The sequence below is a fragment of the Methylophilus sp. 3sh_L genome (assembly GCF_046766015.1).
Lineage (GTDB): Bacteria > Pseudomonadota > Gammaproteobacteria > Burkholderiales > Methylophilaceae > Methylophilus.
Map to the genome: position 1 here is coordinate 85,159 of NZ_JBKOUF010000008.1, position 13,628 is coordinate 98,786.

Sequence of the window (13,628 nt, forward strand, 5' to 3'; positions counted from 1 at the left end):
CAATCCTCCAATGCCTACTCTCAAATATAATCCTTACTTAACTCTAAAAATTCTCAGGTAAATCCATGCGAACCGAAAACGCTGTTGCACCAAAAACCATCTACCTCAAAGACTACACACCAGCGCCTTATCTGGCGCAGCAGGTGAACTTGAGTTTTAACCTGTTGCCGGGCAAAACGATTGTCACCTCTGAAGTTAGGTATGTGAAAAACCCAGCGGGGGCTTCGCATGATTTGGTGCTGGATGGTGAAGATCAAACCATTGTTTCCGTGGCTTTGAATGGTCAGCCGTTTGAAGGCTACACGGTGGCGGATGGGCAAATGACGATAGTGAACCCAGGCCATGAATTCACATTAACCATCGTCAGCGAGATTGACCCTGCCGCGAATACAGCACTTGAAGGCTTGTATCAATCACAAGGCACTTATTGCACACAGTGCGAGGCGGAAGGCTTTAGGCGCATTACTTATTACCAGGATAGACCGGATGTATTGAGTGTGTTCACTGTGCGCATTGAGGCGGATGCCAAGGCGTATCCGGTGATGCTGTCTAACGGCAATTTGCAGGAAGAAGGTAGCTTGCCTGATGGCAGGCATTACCGTGTCTGGCATGACCCTTTCCCCAAACCTTGTTACCTGTTTGCGCTGGTGGCGGGCGATTTGCAGCGCGTGGCCGATACGTTTACCACCATGACGGGCCGCAAGGTGGACTTGCATATTTATGTGCGGGCAGGGGATGAAAAGCAGTGCGACCATGCGATGGAATCACTGAAAAAATCGATGAAGTGGGATGAAGAGGTGTATGGCCGCGAGTATCAGCTGGAGCTGTTCAATATCGTGGCGGTGAGCGACTTTAATATGGGCGCGATGGAAAACACCTCGCTCAATGTGTTTAACACGGCGCTGGTGCTGGCGCATCAGGAAACTGCGACCGATAGCGATTTTATGAGTGTGGAAGGTGTGATTGGTCACGAATATTTCCACAACTGGACCGGTAACCGCGTGACCTGCCGGGACTGGTTCCAGCTTTCGCTCAAAGAAGGCTTTACCGTGTTCCGCGACCAGGAGTTCAGCGCCGATTTAAACTCGCGCGCCGTGCTGCGCATTGACGATGTGAACGGCCTGCGCCGCTTGCAGTTCCCTGAAGATGGCAGCCCGCTGGCGCACTCCGTGCAGCCTGACCAGTTTATCGAGATCAGTAATTTTTACACCAAGACCATTTACGATAAAGGCGCCGAGCTGATCCGCATGCAGCATACCTTGTTGGGTGCGGAGACGTTCCGCAAAGCAACGGATTTGTATTTTGACCGCTATGACGGGCACGCCGTGACGTGTGATGATTTTGTGCAATGTATGGCCGATGCGTCTGGCCGTGATATGACGCAATTCTTCCGCTGGTATAAACAGGCGGGTACGCCCACGCTGCAAGTGAGCAGCCATTACGATGCTGCTCAGCAAAGCTATACGCTGACCTTTAAGCAATCGCAACCAGATACCCCAGGGCAAACCGACAAGCAGCCACTGCATATTCCAGTCGCTCTAGGTTTGCTGGATGCGAGCGGTAAAGAGATACTGCCCACCCGCGTGCTGGAAGTGACTGCGCGTGAGCAAACATTCACTTTTAATGGCATCACCGCCAAGCCTGTGCCTTCCATTTTGCGTGGTTTCTCAGCGCCAGTGAAGCTCGAAACAGATTTAAGCGACGATGATTTGCGCTTGCTGCAAGTGCACGATACCGACGGTTTTAACAAGTGGGAAGCAGGCCAGACCTTGGCGTTGCGGACCATACAGCGCGTGATGGAAAACCCGGCAGCAGACATTTCGCAGTTTGTGGCAGATGTGGGCACCTTGGTTCAACAAGGCCTGACAGGCAAGGGCGATAAAGCCTTGTTGGCACGAGCGTTAAGTTTGCCGATGATAGGTGTGATTGGTCAGCATTTGCCGGTGATTGACCCGGCTGCGATTGATGCTGCACGCACGGCGGTGCTCAAGCAAATTAAGAGTACGCATAAAGAAGCACTGGCAGCGTTATATGACGCGAACCGCAACACAGGCAGCTTCTCTATCACGCCGGAAGCCATGGGTCGCAGGGCCTTGCAGCATGCAGTGCTGGAGATCCTCACTGTGACCAATGGCACCGGTTGCGCCGCTCGCGCCAAGGCCCATTACGACGCAGCAGATAATATGACGGATCGGGTCACTGCATTGTCGTGCCTGTCTGACAGTACACAGCCGCAACGGGCTGAGGTGTTTGCCGACTTTTATACCCGCTTTGAAAAATATCCGCTGGTGGTCGACAAGTGGTTCTCGCTACAGGCGATTGCCAACCGCGAGCAGATTTTTGATGACCTTGCCTTGTTGCGCGCGCACCCCGATTTCAATATCAAGAATCCTAACCGTGTGCGTTCGCTGTACTCAGCATTTGCCATTAACAACCCGGTCAAGTTCCATGACCCCAGCGGCAAAGGCTATGCTTTCTTGTGTGATGTGATTATTGAACTGAATACCATCAACCCGCAAATCGCCGCCCGCATGGTGACGCCATTACGTGAGTGGAAGCGTTATACGCCAGAACTACAGTTACATATGAAAGCGGCGCTGGAAGCGATTTTAGCCACGCCTGATTTGTCTGGGGATGTGTTTGAGATCGTCAGCAAGAGTCTGAATGCTTAAGTATTTGTATGATTGCGTGCCCGGTTGACATGCATTATTGATGCGCATATATTATGCGCATCAATAATGGTGAGGAGTGATCATGTTATTCAATCCACAAGCACCAAAACGTGCTACGAATCTGAGTGTGAACAGCGATTTGTTACGTCAGGCGCGTGAGCTTGATATCAATTTGTCTGCGGCCTTTGAAGAAACACTTTCTGCGCTAGTGGTCGAAAAAAAGCAACAAGCCTGGCTTGAACAAAACAAGCATGCCATTGAGGTATACAACCAACAGGTTGAGGCGAATGGCGTGTTTGGTGATACCCTGAGGGCGTTCTGATGGCGCAGTTTAGTGTATATGCCAATCAGAATGCTGCGACGCGTGATCAATTCCCGTATTTGTTGAATGTGCAGAATGATTTATTGGAGGCATTGCAAACTTGCGTTGTGGTGCCATTAACTGCGGCTTCCAAGGTTGGTTATCATGCCATGAGTAGATTGACGCCAGAGTTGACCGTACAGGGGAGTCAGTATCTGATGATGACGCCTCAGCTTGCCGGTATTGCCAAACGTGAATTGGGTGAAGAAATAGAAAGCCTCGCTGATGCGAGGCTTGAAATTATTACCGCGATGGATTTTCTTTTGAGCGGTGTTTGATTGGTAAAAAACTTAGCGTCCCATTGCCTCGCCCAGGCGTATCGGCTTCCCTGGATGCCAACTGGCATTAAAATCCAGCACGTCTTTTTCAAATAACATCACCACCGTAGAACCCAACAGGAAGCGGCCCATTTCTTCGCCTTGCTTCAAGGTAATGTTGCGGTCGCTGTAATCCCAATGGATGACTTTGCCAGGACGTGGCGGGTTGATGATGTGATCTTTGGTGTCGTGCCAGACGGTGGCCATGCTGCCGACAATGGTGGCCCCGACCAGAACCAACACAAACTTGCCATGTTGGGCAGATTCAAAGGTGCAGACGACACGCTCGTTACGCGCAAAGAGGCCGGGCACGTTGGCGGCAGTCAGCGGGTTCACCGAGAATAAATCACCAGGCACATAGGTCATGCTTAGCAGCTTGCCGTCGCATGGCATATGGATGCGGTGATAGTCTTTCGGGCTGAGATACAGGCAGGCGAAACTGCCTTGGTCAAAATTGGCTGCTAATTTGGCATCGCCACCTACCAAGGTCTGTGCGGTGTATTGGTGCCCTTTGGCCTGAAAAATCTGGCCGTTTTCAATCTTGCCAAACTGGCTGATGGCGCCGTCAACCGGGCACACAAAAGCATTGTTTGCGAGTGGCCTGGCATCAGGCTTAAGTGGGCGCGTGAAGAACAGGTTGAACGTTTTATAGCTGCTGATATCCCCGTTTAACGCTTCCTCCATGTTGACGTGATATCTGTTCACGAACCAGCCGATAAAGGCTGTGGTCAGGCCACCAGCCTGCCAGTGTGCCAGTTTGCCTGCCGCGGCGGTTAGTAATTGTTTAGGGGCGATGTATTGCAACAGAATGGCGAGTTTCACTCTGGATATCCTTTGTGGGCGACTTTTTGCAAAGCATAAAAAATAAAGCACAGGAGGGCAAGCCTACCTGTGCTTTTATCGTTGGCGAGATCAGCACAGGCTGATCTCGGGCCGCGATTATGGCAATTAGTTTTTAGACTGGTCAACCAGTTTGTTTTTCGCAATCCATGGCATCATGGCGCGCAGTTTGTTACCCACTTGCTCGATTGGGTGAGCAGCGTTCAAACGACGGCGTGCAGTCATTTCTGGGTAGTTTGTACGGCCTTCCAGGATGAACTGTTTTGCGTAGTTACCGTTCTGGATGTTGGCCAGGCACTGACGCATGGCTTCTTTAGACTGGCTGTTGATCACTTGTGGGCCTGTTACGTACTCACCGTACTCCGCGTTGTTGGAGATGGAGTAGTTCATGTTGGCGATGCCGCCTTCGTACATCAGGTCAACGATCAGTTTCAGTTCGTGCAGGCACTCGAAGTAAGCCATTTCTGGTGCATAACCCGCTTCAACCAAGGTTTCGAAACCGGCTTTAACCAGCTCAACCGCGCCACCACACAACACTGCTTGTTCGCCGAACAAGTCAGTTTCAGTTTCTTCACGGAAGTCAGTCTCGATCACGCCACCTTTGGTGCCGCCGTTGGCTGCAGCGTAAGACAATGCGATGTCTTTGGCCTTGCCGGAGGTGTTTTGGTAAACAGCGATCAATGAAGGCACGCCGCCGCCTTTGAGGTACTCAGAACGCACAGTGTGGCCTGGGCCTTTAGGGGCGATCATGATCACGTCCAGGTCTGCGCGTGGCACGATCTGGTTGTAGTGAATGTTAAAGCCGTGAGCAAATGCCAACGCCGCGCCTTTTTTCAGGTTTGGGGCGATTTCTGCATTGAAGATTTCTGCCATGGTTTCGTCTGGCAGCAATACCATCACGACGTCAGCTTCTTTCACCGCTGCTGCGATTTCTAAAGTAGTGTGGCCAGCGCCTTCAGCTTTCGCCCAGGAACCGCCGCCTTTACGCAAACCGATGGTGACATTCACGCCGCTGTCGCGCAGGTTAGCTGCGTGGGCGTGACCTTGGGAACCGTAGCCCACAATCGTCACTTTTTTGCCTTTAATGATGCTTAAGTCGGCGTCCTTGTCGTAATAAACGTTCATCTCTGCTTTTGCCTTTCAATACAAATGCTTTTGTCTGTAAAAAATAATCCCGGTTAAACCTTGAGGATGCGGTCACCACGACCAATGCCGGAAGCACCCGTACGCACGGTTTCAAGAATCGCGCTGCGGTCTATGGCTTCAATAAACGCATCCAGTTTGCTGCAAGAGCCGGTAAGCTCAATGGTGTAGCTATTGTCGGCCACATCGATAATACGGCCGCGGAAAATGTCGCACATGCGCTTCATTTCGTCTTTGTAAACGCCGGTGGCTTTAACCTTAACCAGCATCAGTTCGCGTTCAATGTGCTTGCCATCGTTGAGGTCCAGCACTTTGACCACGTCAATCAACTTGTTGAGTTGCTTGATAATTTGTTCAATCACATCATCAGAGCCTGTCGTCACAATGGTCATGCGCGACAGGGTAGGGTCCTCGGTGACCGCCACGGTGAGTGATTCAATGTTGTAACCGCGCGCAGAAAACAGGCCAGCCACGCGTGACAGGGCGCCTGCTTCGTTTTCCATCAGTAGTGAAATAATGTGACGCATTATTCTTCCCCTTTCAGGCGGCTGGCGGTGCGGGGGCTCAATACCATTTCTGACAGGCCCTTACCGTTTTCAACCATCGGGAAGACATTTTCTGTTTGGTCGGTTAAAAAGTCCATAAATACAAATTTATCTTTTCTATCAAACGCTTCTTTGAGGGCGCCTTCTACATCTGCCGGGTTGGTGATGCGCATGCCAATGTGGCCATAAGACTCTGCCAGCTTGACGAAGTCAGGCAGGCTGTCCATGTAAGACTCTGAGTAGCGGTTCTCATAGAAGAACTCTTGCCACTGGCGCACCATGCCCAGGTAACGGTTATTCAGCAGGATCACCTTGATCGGCAGGCCATATTGCGCACAGGTCGACAGTTCCTGGATGTTCATCTGGATACTGCCTTCGCCGGTCACACAGGCGACTTGCGCGTGCTTGTCGGCAAACTGGCAGCCCATGGCGTATGGCAAGCCGACGCCCATGGTGCCCAGGCCACCGGAGTTGATCCAGCGACGTGGCTTGTCAAACTTGTAGTACTGCGCAGCCCACATCTGGTGTTGGCCGACGTCAGAGGTCACATAGGCCTCACCCTTGGTGACTTCCCATAATTTCTGAATCACGTACTGTGGCTTGATCACGCTGTCCGAATACGCATAATCCAGTGACTGGATGCCACGCCATTCATTGATTTGTGACCACCAGTCAGCCGTATCCGTAGTCTGGTTTTCTTCTTGTGCCAGAATCTCGTTCATGTCGGACAGCACGGACTGTACGTCGCCGACAATCGGCACGTCTACCTTCACGCGTTTGGAGATGCTGGAGGGGTCGACATCAATATGAATGATGGTGCGTTTGTGGCTGCTAAAGTGCTTGGGGTTGCCAATCACGCGGTCGTCAAAACGCGCGCCCACCGCCAGCAACACATCACAGTGCTGCATCGCCATGTTTGCTTCATAAGAACCATGCATGCCCAGCATGCCGACAAATTGTTTGTCGGTGGCAGGGTAGCCGCCCAAACCCATCAAGGTGTTCGTCACTGGGAAATTCAAGGCTTTGGCCAGTTTTACCAGCTCGGCTGCGCCGTTACCCAATACCAGGCCGCCACCGGTGTAAATCATCGGGCGCTTGGCGCCCACCAGCAGTTTGACCGCTTTCTTGATTTGGCCGTTGTGACCTTTAAGGATCGGGTTGTAAGAACGCATCTCTACCGTTTTAGGGTAGATGAAGTCAGCCACGTGCGCAGTGATATCTTTAGGGATATCTACGACCACCGGACCTGGACGGCCGGTTTTGGCAATAAAGAAAGCTTTCTTGATGGTAGGTGCAATGTCTTTGACGTGCTTCACCAAAAAGTTGTGTTTTACACATGGACGGGTCACGCCAACCATGTCGACTTCCTGGAAGGCGTCCATGCCGATGGCGGGGACGGGTACCTGTCCACTGATCACAACCAATGGGATAGAGTCCATATAAGCGGTAGCAATGCCGGTGATGGCATTGGTGGCGCCTGGGCCACTGGTCACCAAGGCAACGCCCACATCCCCTGTTGCACGCGAATACGCATCTGCCGCATGGACAGCCGCTTGCTCGTGACGCACCAGAATATGCTTGAAGCCATTCTGTTTATATAAGGCATCATAAATATGCAAGACCGCGCCACCTGGGTAGCCAAACACGAATTTGACTTTTTCTTCATTCAGGCAGGAGACAACAATGTCCGCACCTGTCATGGATTTGGCGTGGGTGTCTGTCGCAGAGTGGGCTGAGGCGTCCATAAAACCTTGATTTTTCGACTAATAAATGTTGAACCCTATACATTAACTTGCTTTACTAATTTGGTCAAGATTTCGCGCTGACGGCGCCCTTGATTCGGCCCCAATGATATGAATGACAAAATCTCTGTAATCAATGGTTGACTTTATAAATGAGAAACATTATCATTTGCATAACAGTTAACGAGAGACATTCACGCCATGCAAAGCTCACACGGCGCATCACCCAGTCAGTTGTTCGATCCTGACCTGCCAACCGCAAGCGCGGTGCTGGTTTCGCTGAGTTGTGTGGCGACGCGTTATGCCATGAATCCCTCTGAAGATTTGGCTTTGTTGGGCTGCAGCTTGGCTCAAACCTTGAATGCGCCGGAATATGCAGAGAGTGGCTTGATTACCTCTGCTGCCAGGCAGTTATTGCGCGAGTGGCGGGATTTGCTGCAAGCGCATCAAACCTTTGCCATGCAGCAGGCGGTGTCAGAGTTTGTAACGCCGTCGGCCACCTTGCAGTAATTGGCGAGGCAGTGCGGATGAAAATCCTGTATATCCGCCGCATTTAATAGAACAGATATATAAGCATAAGATTAAGAAAGGCAGTAAGCAAATGGCAAGAACCACCGGACCTAGACTCAAGATTATGCGCGCCCTGGGCGTAGAGTTGCCAGGCCTGTCGCGTAAGTCGATTGAAGATAGGCCTAACCCGCCCGGTCAGCATGGTCAGCAGGCTTCGCGCCGCCGCCGCTCAGATTTTGCTGTCAAGTTGGTTGAAAAACAGAAAATCCGGTTTAACTATGGCGTGAGTGAAAAGCAGATGCGCAAGCTAATGCTGGAAGCGCGTAAAGGCACTGAGCCGACCGGTGACAAACTGATGTCTTTGCTTGAGCGCCGTTTGGATAACGTGGTGTTTAGGGCGGGTTTTGCGCCGACCGGCATTGCGGCGCGGCAACTAGTGAATCACGGGCATGTGTTGTTAAACGGCAAGCCGGTCAATATTGCTTCTGTACGTTTGAAAGTGGGCGATGTGGTCTCGCTCAAAGAGAAGAGCCGCAAAATCCCGATGGTGGTAGAGGCGATGGCAACGCCCAGTCTGAGCATCCCCGAATGGTTGTCTGTGGATGCGGGGGCGGCCTCGGCAAAGCTTGGCCACTTGCCATCGATTGAGGATGTGCCGTTCCCGATTGAAGTGCAGCAAGTGGTTGAATATTACGCTAACCGTGTTTAATTTTGCGTGCAGGTTGGTAAGCCTGCAGGCTAACAGATTTGAGTGGTGCTCCTAACCCCAACATGTCACTGCTCAAATGGGCGTGCTTTTATGCGCCAAATTACCCCTGGTAAGGGTGTTCCTTGAAATCTGATGCCGCAGTGCGTAAGCATGTAAGTCGGCTTTTTTTTGGACTGGATGGTAAATGACGAATCGCTTGCAGCCGCAGCTGAATCAAGTGCAGAATGCAGCCGCCGAGGCCCATGCTGGCGTGCCTGTGGTGGATGCCAATCAATTGCTGGGTAAGCATGGCGTGGTTGCCATTATGCATGGCCGTGATGAATACCGCTTGACCCGGACCAGGCAGAATAAATTGTTATTGACCAAATGCCATGACGGCTTGAGTCAGGGGCTCTCTTCATGACCGTAGTGAGATTGGTGGATGTAGGGCAGGATGAAGCAGGCAACCGGTGGGTTGCCTTCAATGCTTTAAGAAACAGAATTTTTGTAGGAGATGGATGCTAATGGTGCAACGTGATTTTTTACGGGGGTTGTCGTTGAAACCTGACCGTATATCCGCCCCGCAGTTGCCGGAGCTAAGCTTGCACAGGCGGCAATTGGGTGAGCTGGCGGGCGTGTTCCGCTGGTCTGGGCTGGCAACTGAGCAGTGGCTCATGCGTGACCGCCGTCAGGGATGGCATGCCGTGGGCATGTTGCTGGTGGTTGCCTTGCATGCGTTGGTGATTGCCAGTTTTTTGCTGTACGAGGAAGAGTTGATCACGCTGCCCAAGCCGGAGCCTATCACGGTGTCATTGATTACTTTGCCTGCAAAAAAAGAAGAGGCACCTGCGCCTGAAGTGGTGCCCATCGTCAAGCAGCAACCTGTTGTAAAACCAGTGGTCAAGCCTAAGGAAACGCCAGTCAAACCCATAGAGCGCCCGGCGCCCGTGGTGGAGCGTATTACGGAAGCGGCCCCAGATCAGCCGAAGTTTGAGGCCAGCACGCAGCCTGCGGCACCCCCGCTAGAAGCGCCGCAAGCGGCCGCACCCAGCAAGCCGGCACCTGCACCTGCAGCACCGCCCAAGCAAGAGGTAGAAGAAAAAGAAGAGCCACCAAAATTTGGGGTGGCTTACCTGAATAATCCTGCGCCTGAATATCCCAGGTTGTCGCAGCGTGCTGGCGAAGAGGGCCGGGTATTGCTGCGGGTGCTGGTCTCGGCCGAGGGCCATCCTGAGTCGGTGGAAATCTTTAAAAGCAGTGGTTACGAACGTTTGGATAAAGCGGCACTGAATGCGGTCAAGCAATGGCGTTTTGAGCCTGCCCGCAAGGGGGGCAAGGCACTGAGCGCTTACGTGAATGTGCCATTGTCATTCTCACTCACACAAAATTAAATCAGTTTTTATTGAAAGGAACGTTTGATGGAATCAACTAATGGTTTGGCATTTATTACCGAGGGTGGGGTCGTCTCGGTGATCGTGGCATTGGTGCTGCTCACCATGTCGGTCATGAGCTGGTATTTTATCGTGGTGAAAGCCTGGCAAGTGTTCAAACACAAGCGAGAAGTGACGGCCTATGTGCGCCAGTTCTGGCGTAAGGCGACCTTGCAAGAAGCCTTGCAGGATACGCAAATGCAATCACCTGCTTTCCGCCTGGCGCTGACCGCTGTCGAGTCTACCCAGCACCATCAACAGCATGCCAGCCAGTCTCTGGGGGCCGCTTGCAGCCAGGATGAGTTTGTTGCACGTCAGTTGCGCCGTACCTTGTCCCAAGAGCAGGCTGGCATGGAAAGTGGCTTGTCTGTGCTGGCTTCGGTTGGTAGTGTGGCACCTTTCGTCGGCCTGTTTGGGACGGTATGGGGCATTTATCATGCGCTGACCGCGATTGGCCAGTCTGGCGTGGCGACCATTGATAAAGTGGCTGGCCCCGTGGGTGAGGCTTTGATCATGACCGCCATTGGTTTGGCTGTAGCGATTCCGGCAGTATTGGCATATAACGCGTTTATCAAAGCGAATCGCGGCATCATGGCTGAGCTGGAGAATTTTGCACAAGATTTGCATACCTTGTTGACCACCGGCGCACCGCTCATGATTAAACCGGGTCAAAAACCAGCCAACGTGACTGAGTTGCACGCTAAAGTGGCGAGCAAAGGTGGCAACTTATGATGGGCCAGAATCCCTTTAGCGCGGGTGAACACACCCAGCCTATGAGTGAAATCAACACCACGCCGCTGGTGGATGTTATGCTGGTGTTGCTGGTGATTTTCATCATTACCGCACCCTTGCTCTCGCATGCGGTCAAAATCGATTTGCCACAGGCGACCTCGCAACCGCTTGAAGAAAAACCAGAGGTGATTGACCTGGCCGTGGATGCGGAAGGTAAGTTGTTCTGGAACGATGCTGAAATTCAGGCGGCTGACCTCGCTGTCAAGTTGCAAGAAGAAGCAGCAAAGCAGCAACAGTCTGAACTGCAGATTCGTGCCGATAAAAATACCCGCTATCAAGTCCTGGCTGAGGTCTTGGCCAAAGCGCAAACCGCTGGCATGAAAAAAGTGGGCTTTGTCAGCCAACCGCAACCTTGATGTGCGTGCGTGAACAACTTGACTGATTGCCACCTATGAAACAGCTCACCATCCGCCGCTGGGCATGGATACACAAGTGGAGCAGCCTGGTCTGCACAGCCTTCATGCTGTTGTTATGCCTGACAGGCTTGCCGCTGATATTCATGCATGAACTGCATCATCTGCTGGGAGACCAGATTGAAACCCCGGTGATCAGCCATGCTGGCCCCAATGCCAGCATGGATAGCCTGATGGCTGCAGCAAAAGCCCGTTACCCCAAGCTGGTGCCACAATACATGTACCGTGAAGAGGATGAGCCTTTGCAGTGGGTGGTGCGCCTCGGTGCGACGCCGACTGACATCGCGAATACCCACAACGTGGTACTTGATGCGCGCACGGCCCAAGTGTTGGGGGAGCCCAAGGATGACGAAGGCTTTTTGTATGTGATGTTCAAGTTGCACGTGGACCTGTTTGCAGGCTTGCCCGGCATGTTGTTTTTGGGCTTGATGGGCTTTTTATTGCTGATCGCCCTGATTTCCGGGGTAGTGCTGTATGCGCCATTCATGCGCAAACTGCCGTTTGGTGAAATCCGCCATCAGCGAGGTGAAAAACTCAAGCGCCTGGATATCCACAATTTTCTCGGTATTGTTACCCTGAGCTGGCTGTTGGTGGTTGGGGCGACCGGCGTGATTAATGCCTGGTCTGACCTGCTGATCAAATACTGGCAATTCGACCAAATGGCGCAAATGGTCGCCCCTTATAAAAATCTGCCTGCACCGACGGCGTTTGCCTCGCTCCAGCAGTCCTTGCAGGTGGCGCAGCGTGCCGAACCGGACATGGAATTAGGGTTTATCGCTTTTCCGGGGACGCCTTACACCAGCCAGCATCATTACGGCATTTTTATGCGTGGCGACAGTCCGCTTACCAAGCGCTTGTTTAAACCTGTGCTGGTGGATGCACAGACTGCACAGCTGACCGACAGCCGGCCTTTGCCCTGGTATCTGGTGGGTTTGCTGGTGTCGCAGCCTTTGCACTTTGGCGATTATGGCGGCATGACCTTGAAGTGGATTTGGGCGGTGCTGGATGTGTTGAGCATTGTCGTGTTGTGGACTGGGCTCAAGCTCTGGTGGAAAAAGCGCCATCAATATGTGCCGGATATTCAAACGCGCATCTTACTGAGCGAGGCAAGTTAAGCGCCTGTCCATCGCTTCATAAGTTAACGGGCTGTTTAGGTGTCTAGCAACAGACGTTTTTTAATCGGCGATGTTTCAATAGGCGAAGATGAATCATGGTGACGCACCTGTTTATGCAAAGTAAATCTCTCACACAAATTTTTTTATGGCCGCTGGTCATCGGCCTGGTGACTAGCTTGGGGCTGGTCACCGCCCTGTTGGTAGATGATGCACGCGAGCTGCTGTCTGATGGCGCCGTGGCACTGCCCATCCTCATCAGCGCTTATTATTACTTCTGCAAGCGGCCTGTAGCAAAGCCAGTGCGTGTGAGCACATCCCGCAAGTAATCTGTTTTTTGATTGTCCCGGCAGGCTGCCGGGCAATATTTTGTTTAGCCAGCCACCGAGTTGTCACTCCAGTAGCCAGCCAGTTTTTAAATTGGATGATTGGAGAACCAATGAAACTCACCCGTACCTTCCGTGCTTCAGGCGCAACCCGTTTTATCTCAGTCCCTGCCTTTTTCAAGGCCACTCCGTTGGCATTGCTGGCGGGCGTATTGCTGTGTCAATCCACGGCCTATGCAGCAGACCGTTGTGAGGTGACTGTCGAGGCGACCGATGCCATGACCTATAACGTCAAGGAAATTGCTGTCCCCAAAAGCTGCGCGACATTCGCCATTCACTTGAAGCATACCGGCACCATGGCAAAAAATATCATGGGCCACAACCTGGTCGTCAGCAAGCAGGCGGATGAGCAAGGCGTGCTGCAAGACGGTATGAAAGTGGGCGTGACCAAGTCCTTTGTCAAGCCGCAAGATAGCCGCGTATTGGCCTCTACTCCGGTGATTGGGGGCGGCGAAACCGCTGAAACCAGCCTGGTTCCCAAACAGCTGGATGCGTCAGCCAGTTATGTCTTCTTCTGCTCTTTCCCCGGCCATGCCTCAATGATGAAAGGCACCCTCAAGCTGATTTAATCAGTGCAGACCCTGCTGGTTGCAGACCCCTCTGGTTCAGAGCCAGAGGATTGCAACTAGGCAATCAAGGCAGGTTCAAACGTCATTGAGGGGTAGCCGCAGGCAGTC

Annotated in this window: 16 protein-coding genes; 12 read left to right on the plus strand and 4 right to left on the minus strand. The window is 52.4% G+C overall.

Annotated features, from left to right (window positions below; translation table 11 throughout):
- Positions 1-65: 65 nt before the first annotated feature.
- The 3 genes from pepN (at position 66) to ACIDF8_RS13480 (ending at position 3,311) form a co-directional block, all read left to right on the plus strand.
- Positions 66-2,672, plus strand: a complete 2,607-nt coding sequence (pepN, locus tag ACIDF8_RS13470; protein WP_412011129.1) for an aminopeptidase N — start codon at positions 66-68, stop codon at positions 2,670-2,672.
- A gap of 82 nt (positions 2,673-2,754) precedes the next feature.
- Positions 2,755-2,994 carry a type II toxin-antitoxin system CcdA family antitoxin gene (locus ACIDF8_RS13475; RefSeq protein WP_412011130.1) on the plus strand — a complete coding sequence of 80 codons (240 nt, stop codon included), beginning with the start codon at positions 2,755-2,757 and terminating at the stop codon, positions 2,992-2,994.
- Entirely contained in the window at positions 2,994-3,311 is a 318-nt protein-coding gene (locus ACIDF8_RS13480; RefSeq protein ID WP_412011131.1) for a CcdB family protein, read from the plus strand. Before ACIDF8_RS13475 ends, ACIDF8_RS13480 begins: the two co-directional genes overlap by 1 nt.
- 12 nt (positions 3,312-3,323) lie before the next feature.
- Here the strand turns inward: ACIDF8_RS13480 and asd are convergent, their stop codons facing one another.
- The 4 genes from asd to ilvB form a co-directional block, all read right to left on the minus strand.
- On the minus strand, positions 3,324-4,172 hold the full coding sequence (asd, locus tag ACIDF8_RS13485; RefSeq protein WP_412011132.1) for an archaetidylserine decarboxylase: 849 nt from the start codon (positions 4,170-4,172) through the stop codon (positions 3,324-3,326).
- A 126-nt stretch (positions 4,173-4,298) separates the two neighbouring features.
- Positions 4,299-5,315 carry a ketol-acid reductoisomerase gene (ilvC, locus tag ACIDF8_RS13490; protein ID WP_018987331.1) on the minus strand — a complete coding sequence of 339 codons (1,017 nt, stop codon included), beginning with the start codon at positions 5,313-5,315 and terminating at the stop codon, positions 4,299-4,301.
- 53 nt (positions 5,316-5,368) lie between these two features.
- Positions 5,369-5,860 carry an acetolactate synthase small subunit gene (gene ilvN, locus ACIDF8_RS13495; protein WP_055828089.1) on the minus strand — a complete coding sequence of 164 codons (492 nt, stop codon included), beginning with the start codon at positions 5,858-5,860 and terminating at the stop codon, positions 5,369-5,371.
- Positions 5,860-7,623: a biosynthetic-type acetolactate synthase large subunit gene (ilvB, locus tag ACIDF8_RS13500; protein ID WP_412011133.1), complete on the minus strand. Its 1,764-nt coding sequence runs from the start codon at positions 7,621-7,623 to the stop codon at positions 5,860-5,862. The genes ilvN and ilvB overlap by 1 nt, the downstream gene beginning before the upstream one ends.
- 198 nt (positions 7,624-7,821) lie before the next feature.
- On the opposite strand from ilvB, the gene ACIDF8_RS13505 reads away from it, so the two are divergent.
- The 9 genes from ACIDF8_RS13505 (at position 7,822) to azu (ending at position 13,520) form a co-directional block, all read left to right on the plus strand.
- The gene (locus ACIDF8_RS13505) at positions 7,822-8,130 is read left to right on the plus strand and encodes a hypothetical protein (RefSeq protein ID WP_412011134.1); all 309 of its coding nucleotides are present in this window, start codon (positions 7,822-7,824) and stop codon (positions 8,128-8,130) included.
- Between the two features lie 91 nt (positions 8,131-8,221).
- Positions 8,222-8,839 (plus strand): 30S ribosomal protein S4, encoded by a 618-nt coding sequence (gene rpsD, locus ACIDF8_RS13510; protein WP_412011135.1) that lies wholly within the window; start codon positions 8,222-8,224, stop codon positions 8,837-8,839.
- Between the two features lie 184 nt (positions 8,840-9,023).
- A complete protein-coding gene (hemP, locus tag ACIDF8_RS13515; RefSeq protein WP_412011136.1) occupies positions 9,024-9,242 on the plus strand; it encodes a hemin uptake protein HemP in 219 nt (72 codons plus the stop codon).
- Between the two features lie 100 nt (positions 9,243-9,342).
- On the plus strand, positions 9,343-10,209 hold the full coding sequence (locus tag ACIDF8_RS13520; protein ID WP_412011137.1) for an energy transducer TonB: 867 nt from the start codon (positions 9,343-9,345) through the stop codon (positions 10,207-10,209).
- Positions 10,210-10,236: 27 nt separating this feature from the next.
- A complete protein-coding gene (locus ACIDF8_RS13525) occupies positions 10,237-10,980 on the plus strand; it encodes a MotA/TolQ/ExbB proton channel family protein (protein WP_412011138.1) in 744 nt (247 codons plus the stop codon).
- Entirely contained in the window at positions 10,977-11,396 is a 420-nt protein-coding gene (locus ACIDF8_RS13530) for an ExbD/TolR family protein (protein ID WP_412011139.1), read from the plus strand. Before ACIDF8_RS13525 ends, ACIDF8_RS13530 begins: the two co-directional genes overlap by 4 nt.
- Before the next feature lie 35 nt (positions 11,397-11,431).
- Entirely contained in the window at positions 11,432-12,568 is a 1,137-nt protein-coding gene (locus ACIDF8_RS13535; RefSeq protein WP_412011140.1) for a PepSY-associated TM helix domain-containing protein, read from the plus strand.
- Between the two features lie 95 nt (positions 12,569-12,663).
- Entirely contained in the window at positions 12,664-12,894 is a 231-nt protein-coding gene (locus tag ACIDF8_RS13540; RefSeq protein ID WP_412011141.1) for a hypothetical protein, read from the plus strand.
- 110 nt (positions 12,895-13,004) lie between these two features.
- Entirely contained in the window at positions 13,005-13,520 is a 516-nt protein-coding gene (gene azu / locus ACIDF8_RS13545) for an azurin (RefSeq protein WP_412011142.1), read from the plus strand.
- Positions 13,521-13,628 lie beyond the last annotated feature (108 nt).

What these genes read in the sequence shown, in the direction of transcription:
- pepN (WP_412011129.1), top strand. Translation starts at nt 66, where the DNA reads ATGCGAACCGAAAACGCTGTTGCACCAAAAACCATCTACCTCAAAGAC.
- ACIDF8_RS13475 (WP_412011130.1), top strand. Translation starts at nt 2,755, where the DNA reads ATGTTATTCAATCCACAAGCACCAAAACGTGCTACGAATCTGAGTGTG.
- ACIDF8_RS13480 (WP_412011131.1), top strand. Translation starts at nt 2,994, where the DNA reads ATGGCGCAGTTTAGTGTATATGCCAATCAGAATGCTGCGACGCGTGAT.
- ilvC (WP_018987331.1), bottom strand. Translation starts at nt 5,315, where the DNA reads ATGAACGTTTATTACGACAAGGACGCCGACTTAAGCATCATTAAAGGC.
- ilvN (WP_055828089.1), bottom strand. Translation starts at nt 5,860, where the DNA reads ATGCGTCACATTATTTCACTACTGATGGAAAACGAAGCAGGCGCCCTG.
- ilvB (WP_412011133.1), bottom strand. Translation starts at nt 7,623, where the DNA reads ATGGACGCCTCAGCCCACTCTGCGACAGACACCCACGCCAAATCCATG.
- ACIDF8_RS13505 (WP_412011134.1), top strand. Translation starts at nt 7,822, where the DNA reads ATGCAAAGCTCACACGGCGCATCACCCAGTCAGTTGTTCGATCCTGAC.
- rpsD (WP_412011135.1), top strand. Translation starts at nt 8,222, where the DNA reads ATGGCAAGAACCACCGGACCTAGACTCAAGATTATGCGCGCCCTGGGC.
- hemP (WP_412011136.1), top strand. Translation starts at nt 9,024, where the DNA reads ATGACGAATCGCTTGCAGCCGCAGCTGAATCAAGTGCAGAATGCAGCC.
- ACIDF8_RS13520 (WP_412011137.1), top strand. Translation starts at nt 9,343, where the DNA reads ATGGTGCAACGTGATTTTTTACGGGGGTTGTCGTTGAAACCTGACCGT.
- ACIDF8_RS13525 (WP_412011138.1), top strand. Translation starts at nt 10,237, where the DNA reads ATGGAATCAACTAATGGTTTGGCATTTATTACCGAGGGTGGGGTCGTC.
- ACIDF8_RS13530 (WP_412011139.1), top strand. Translation starts at nt 10,977, where the DNA reads ATGATGGGCCAGAATCCCTTTAGCGCGGGTGAACACACCCAGCCTATG.
- ACIDF8_RS13535 (WP_412011140.1), top strand. Translation starts at nt 11,432, where the DNA reads ATGAAACAGCTCACCATCCGCCGCTGGGCATGGATACACAAGTGGAGC.
- ACIDF8_RS13540 (WP_412011141.1), top strand. Translation starts at nt 12,664, where the DNA reads ATGGTGACGCACCTGTTTATGCAAAGTAAATCTCTCACACAAATTTTT.
- azu (WP_412011142.1), top strand. Translation starts at nt 13,005, where the DNA reads ATGAAACTCACCCGTACCTTCCGTGCTTCAGGCGCAACCCGTTTTATC.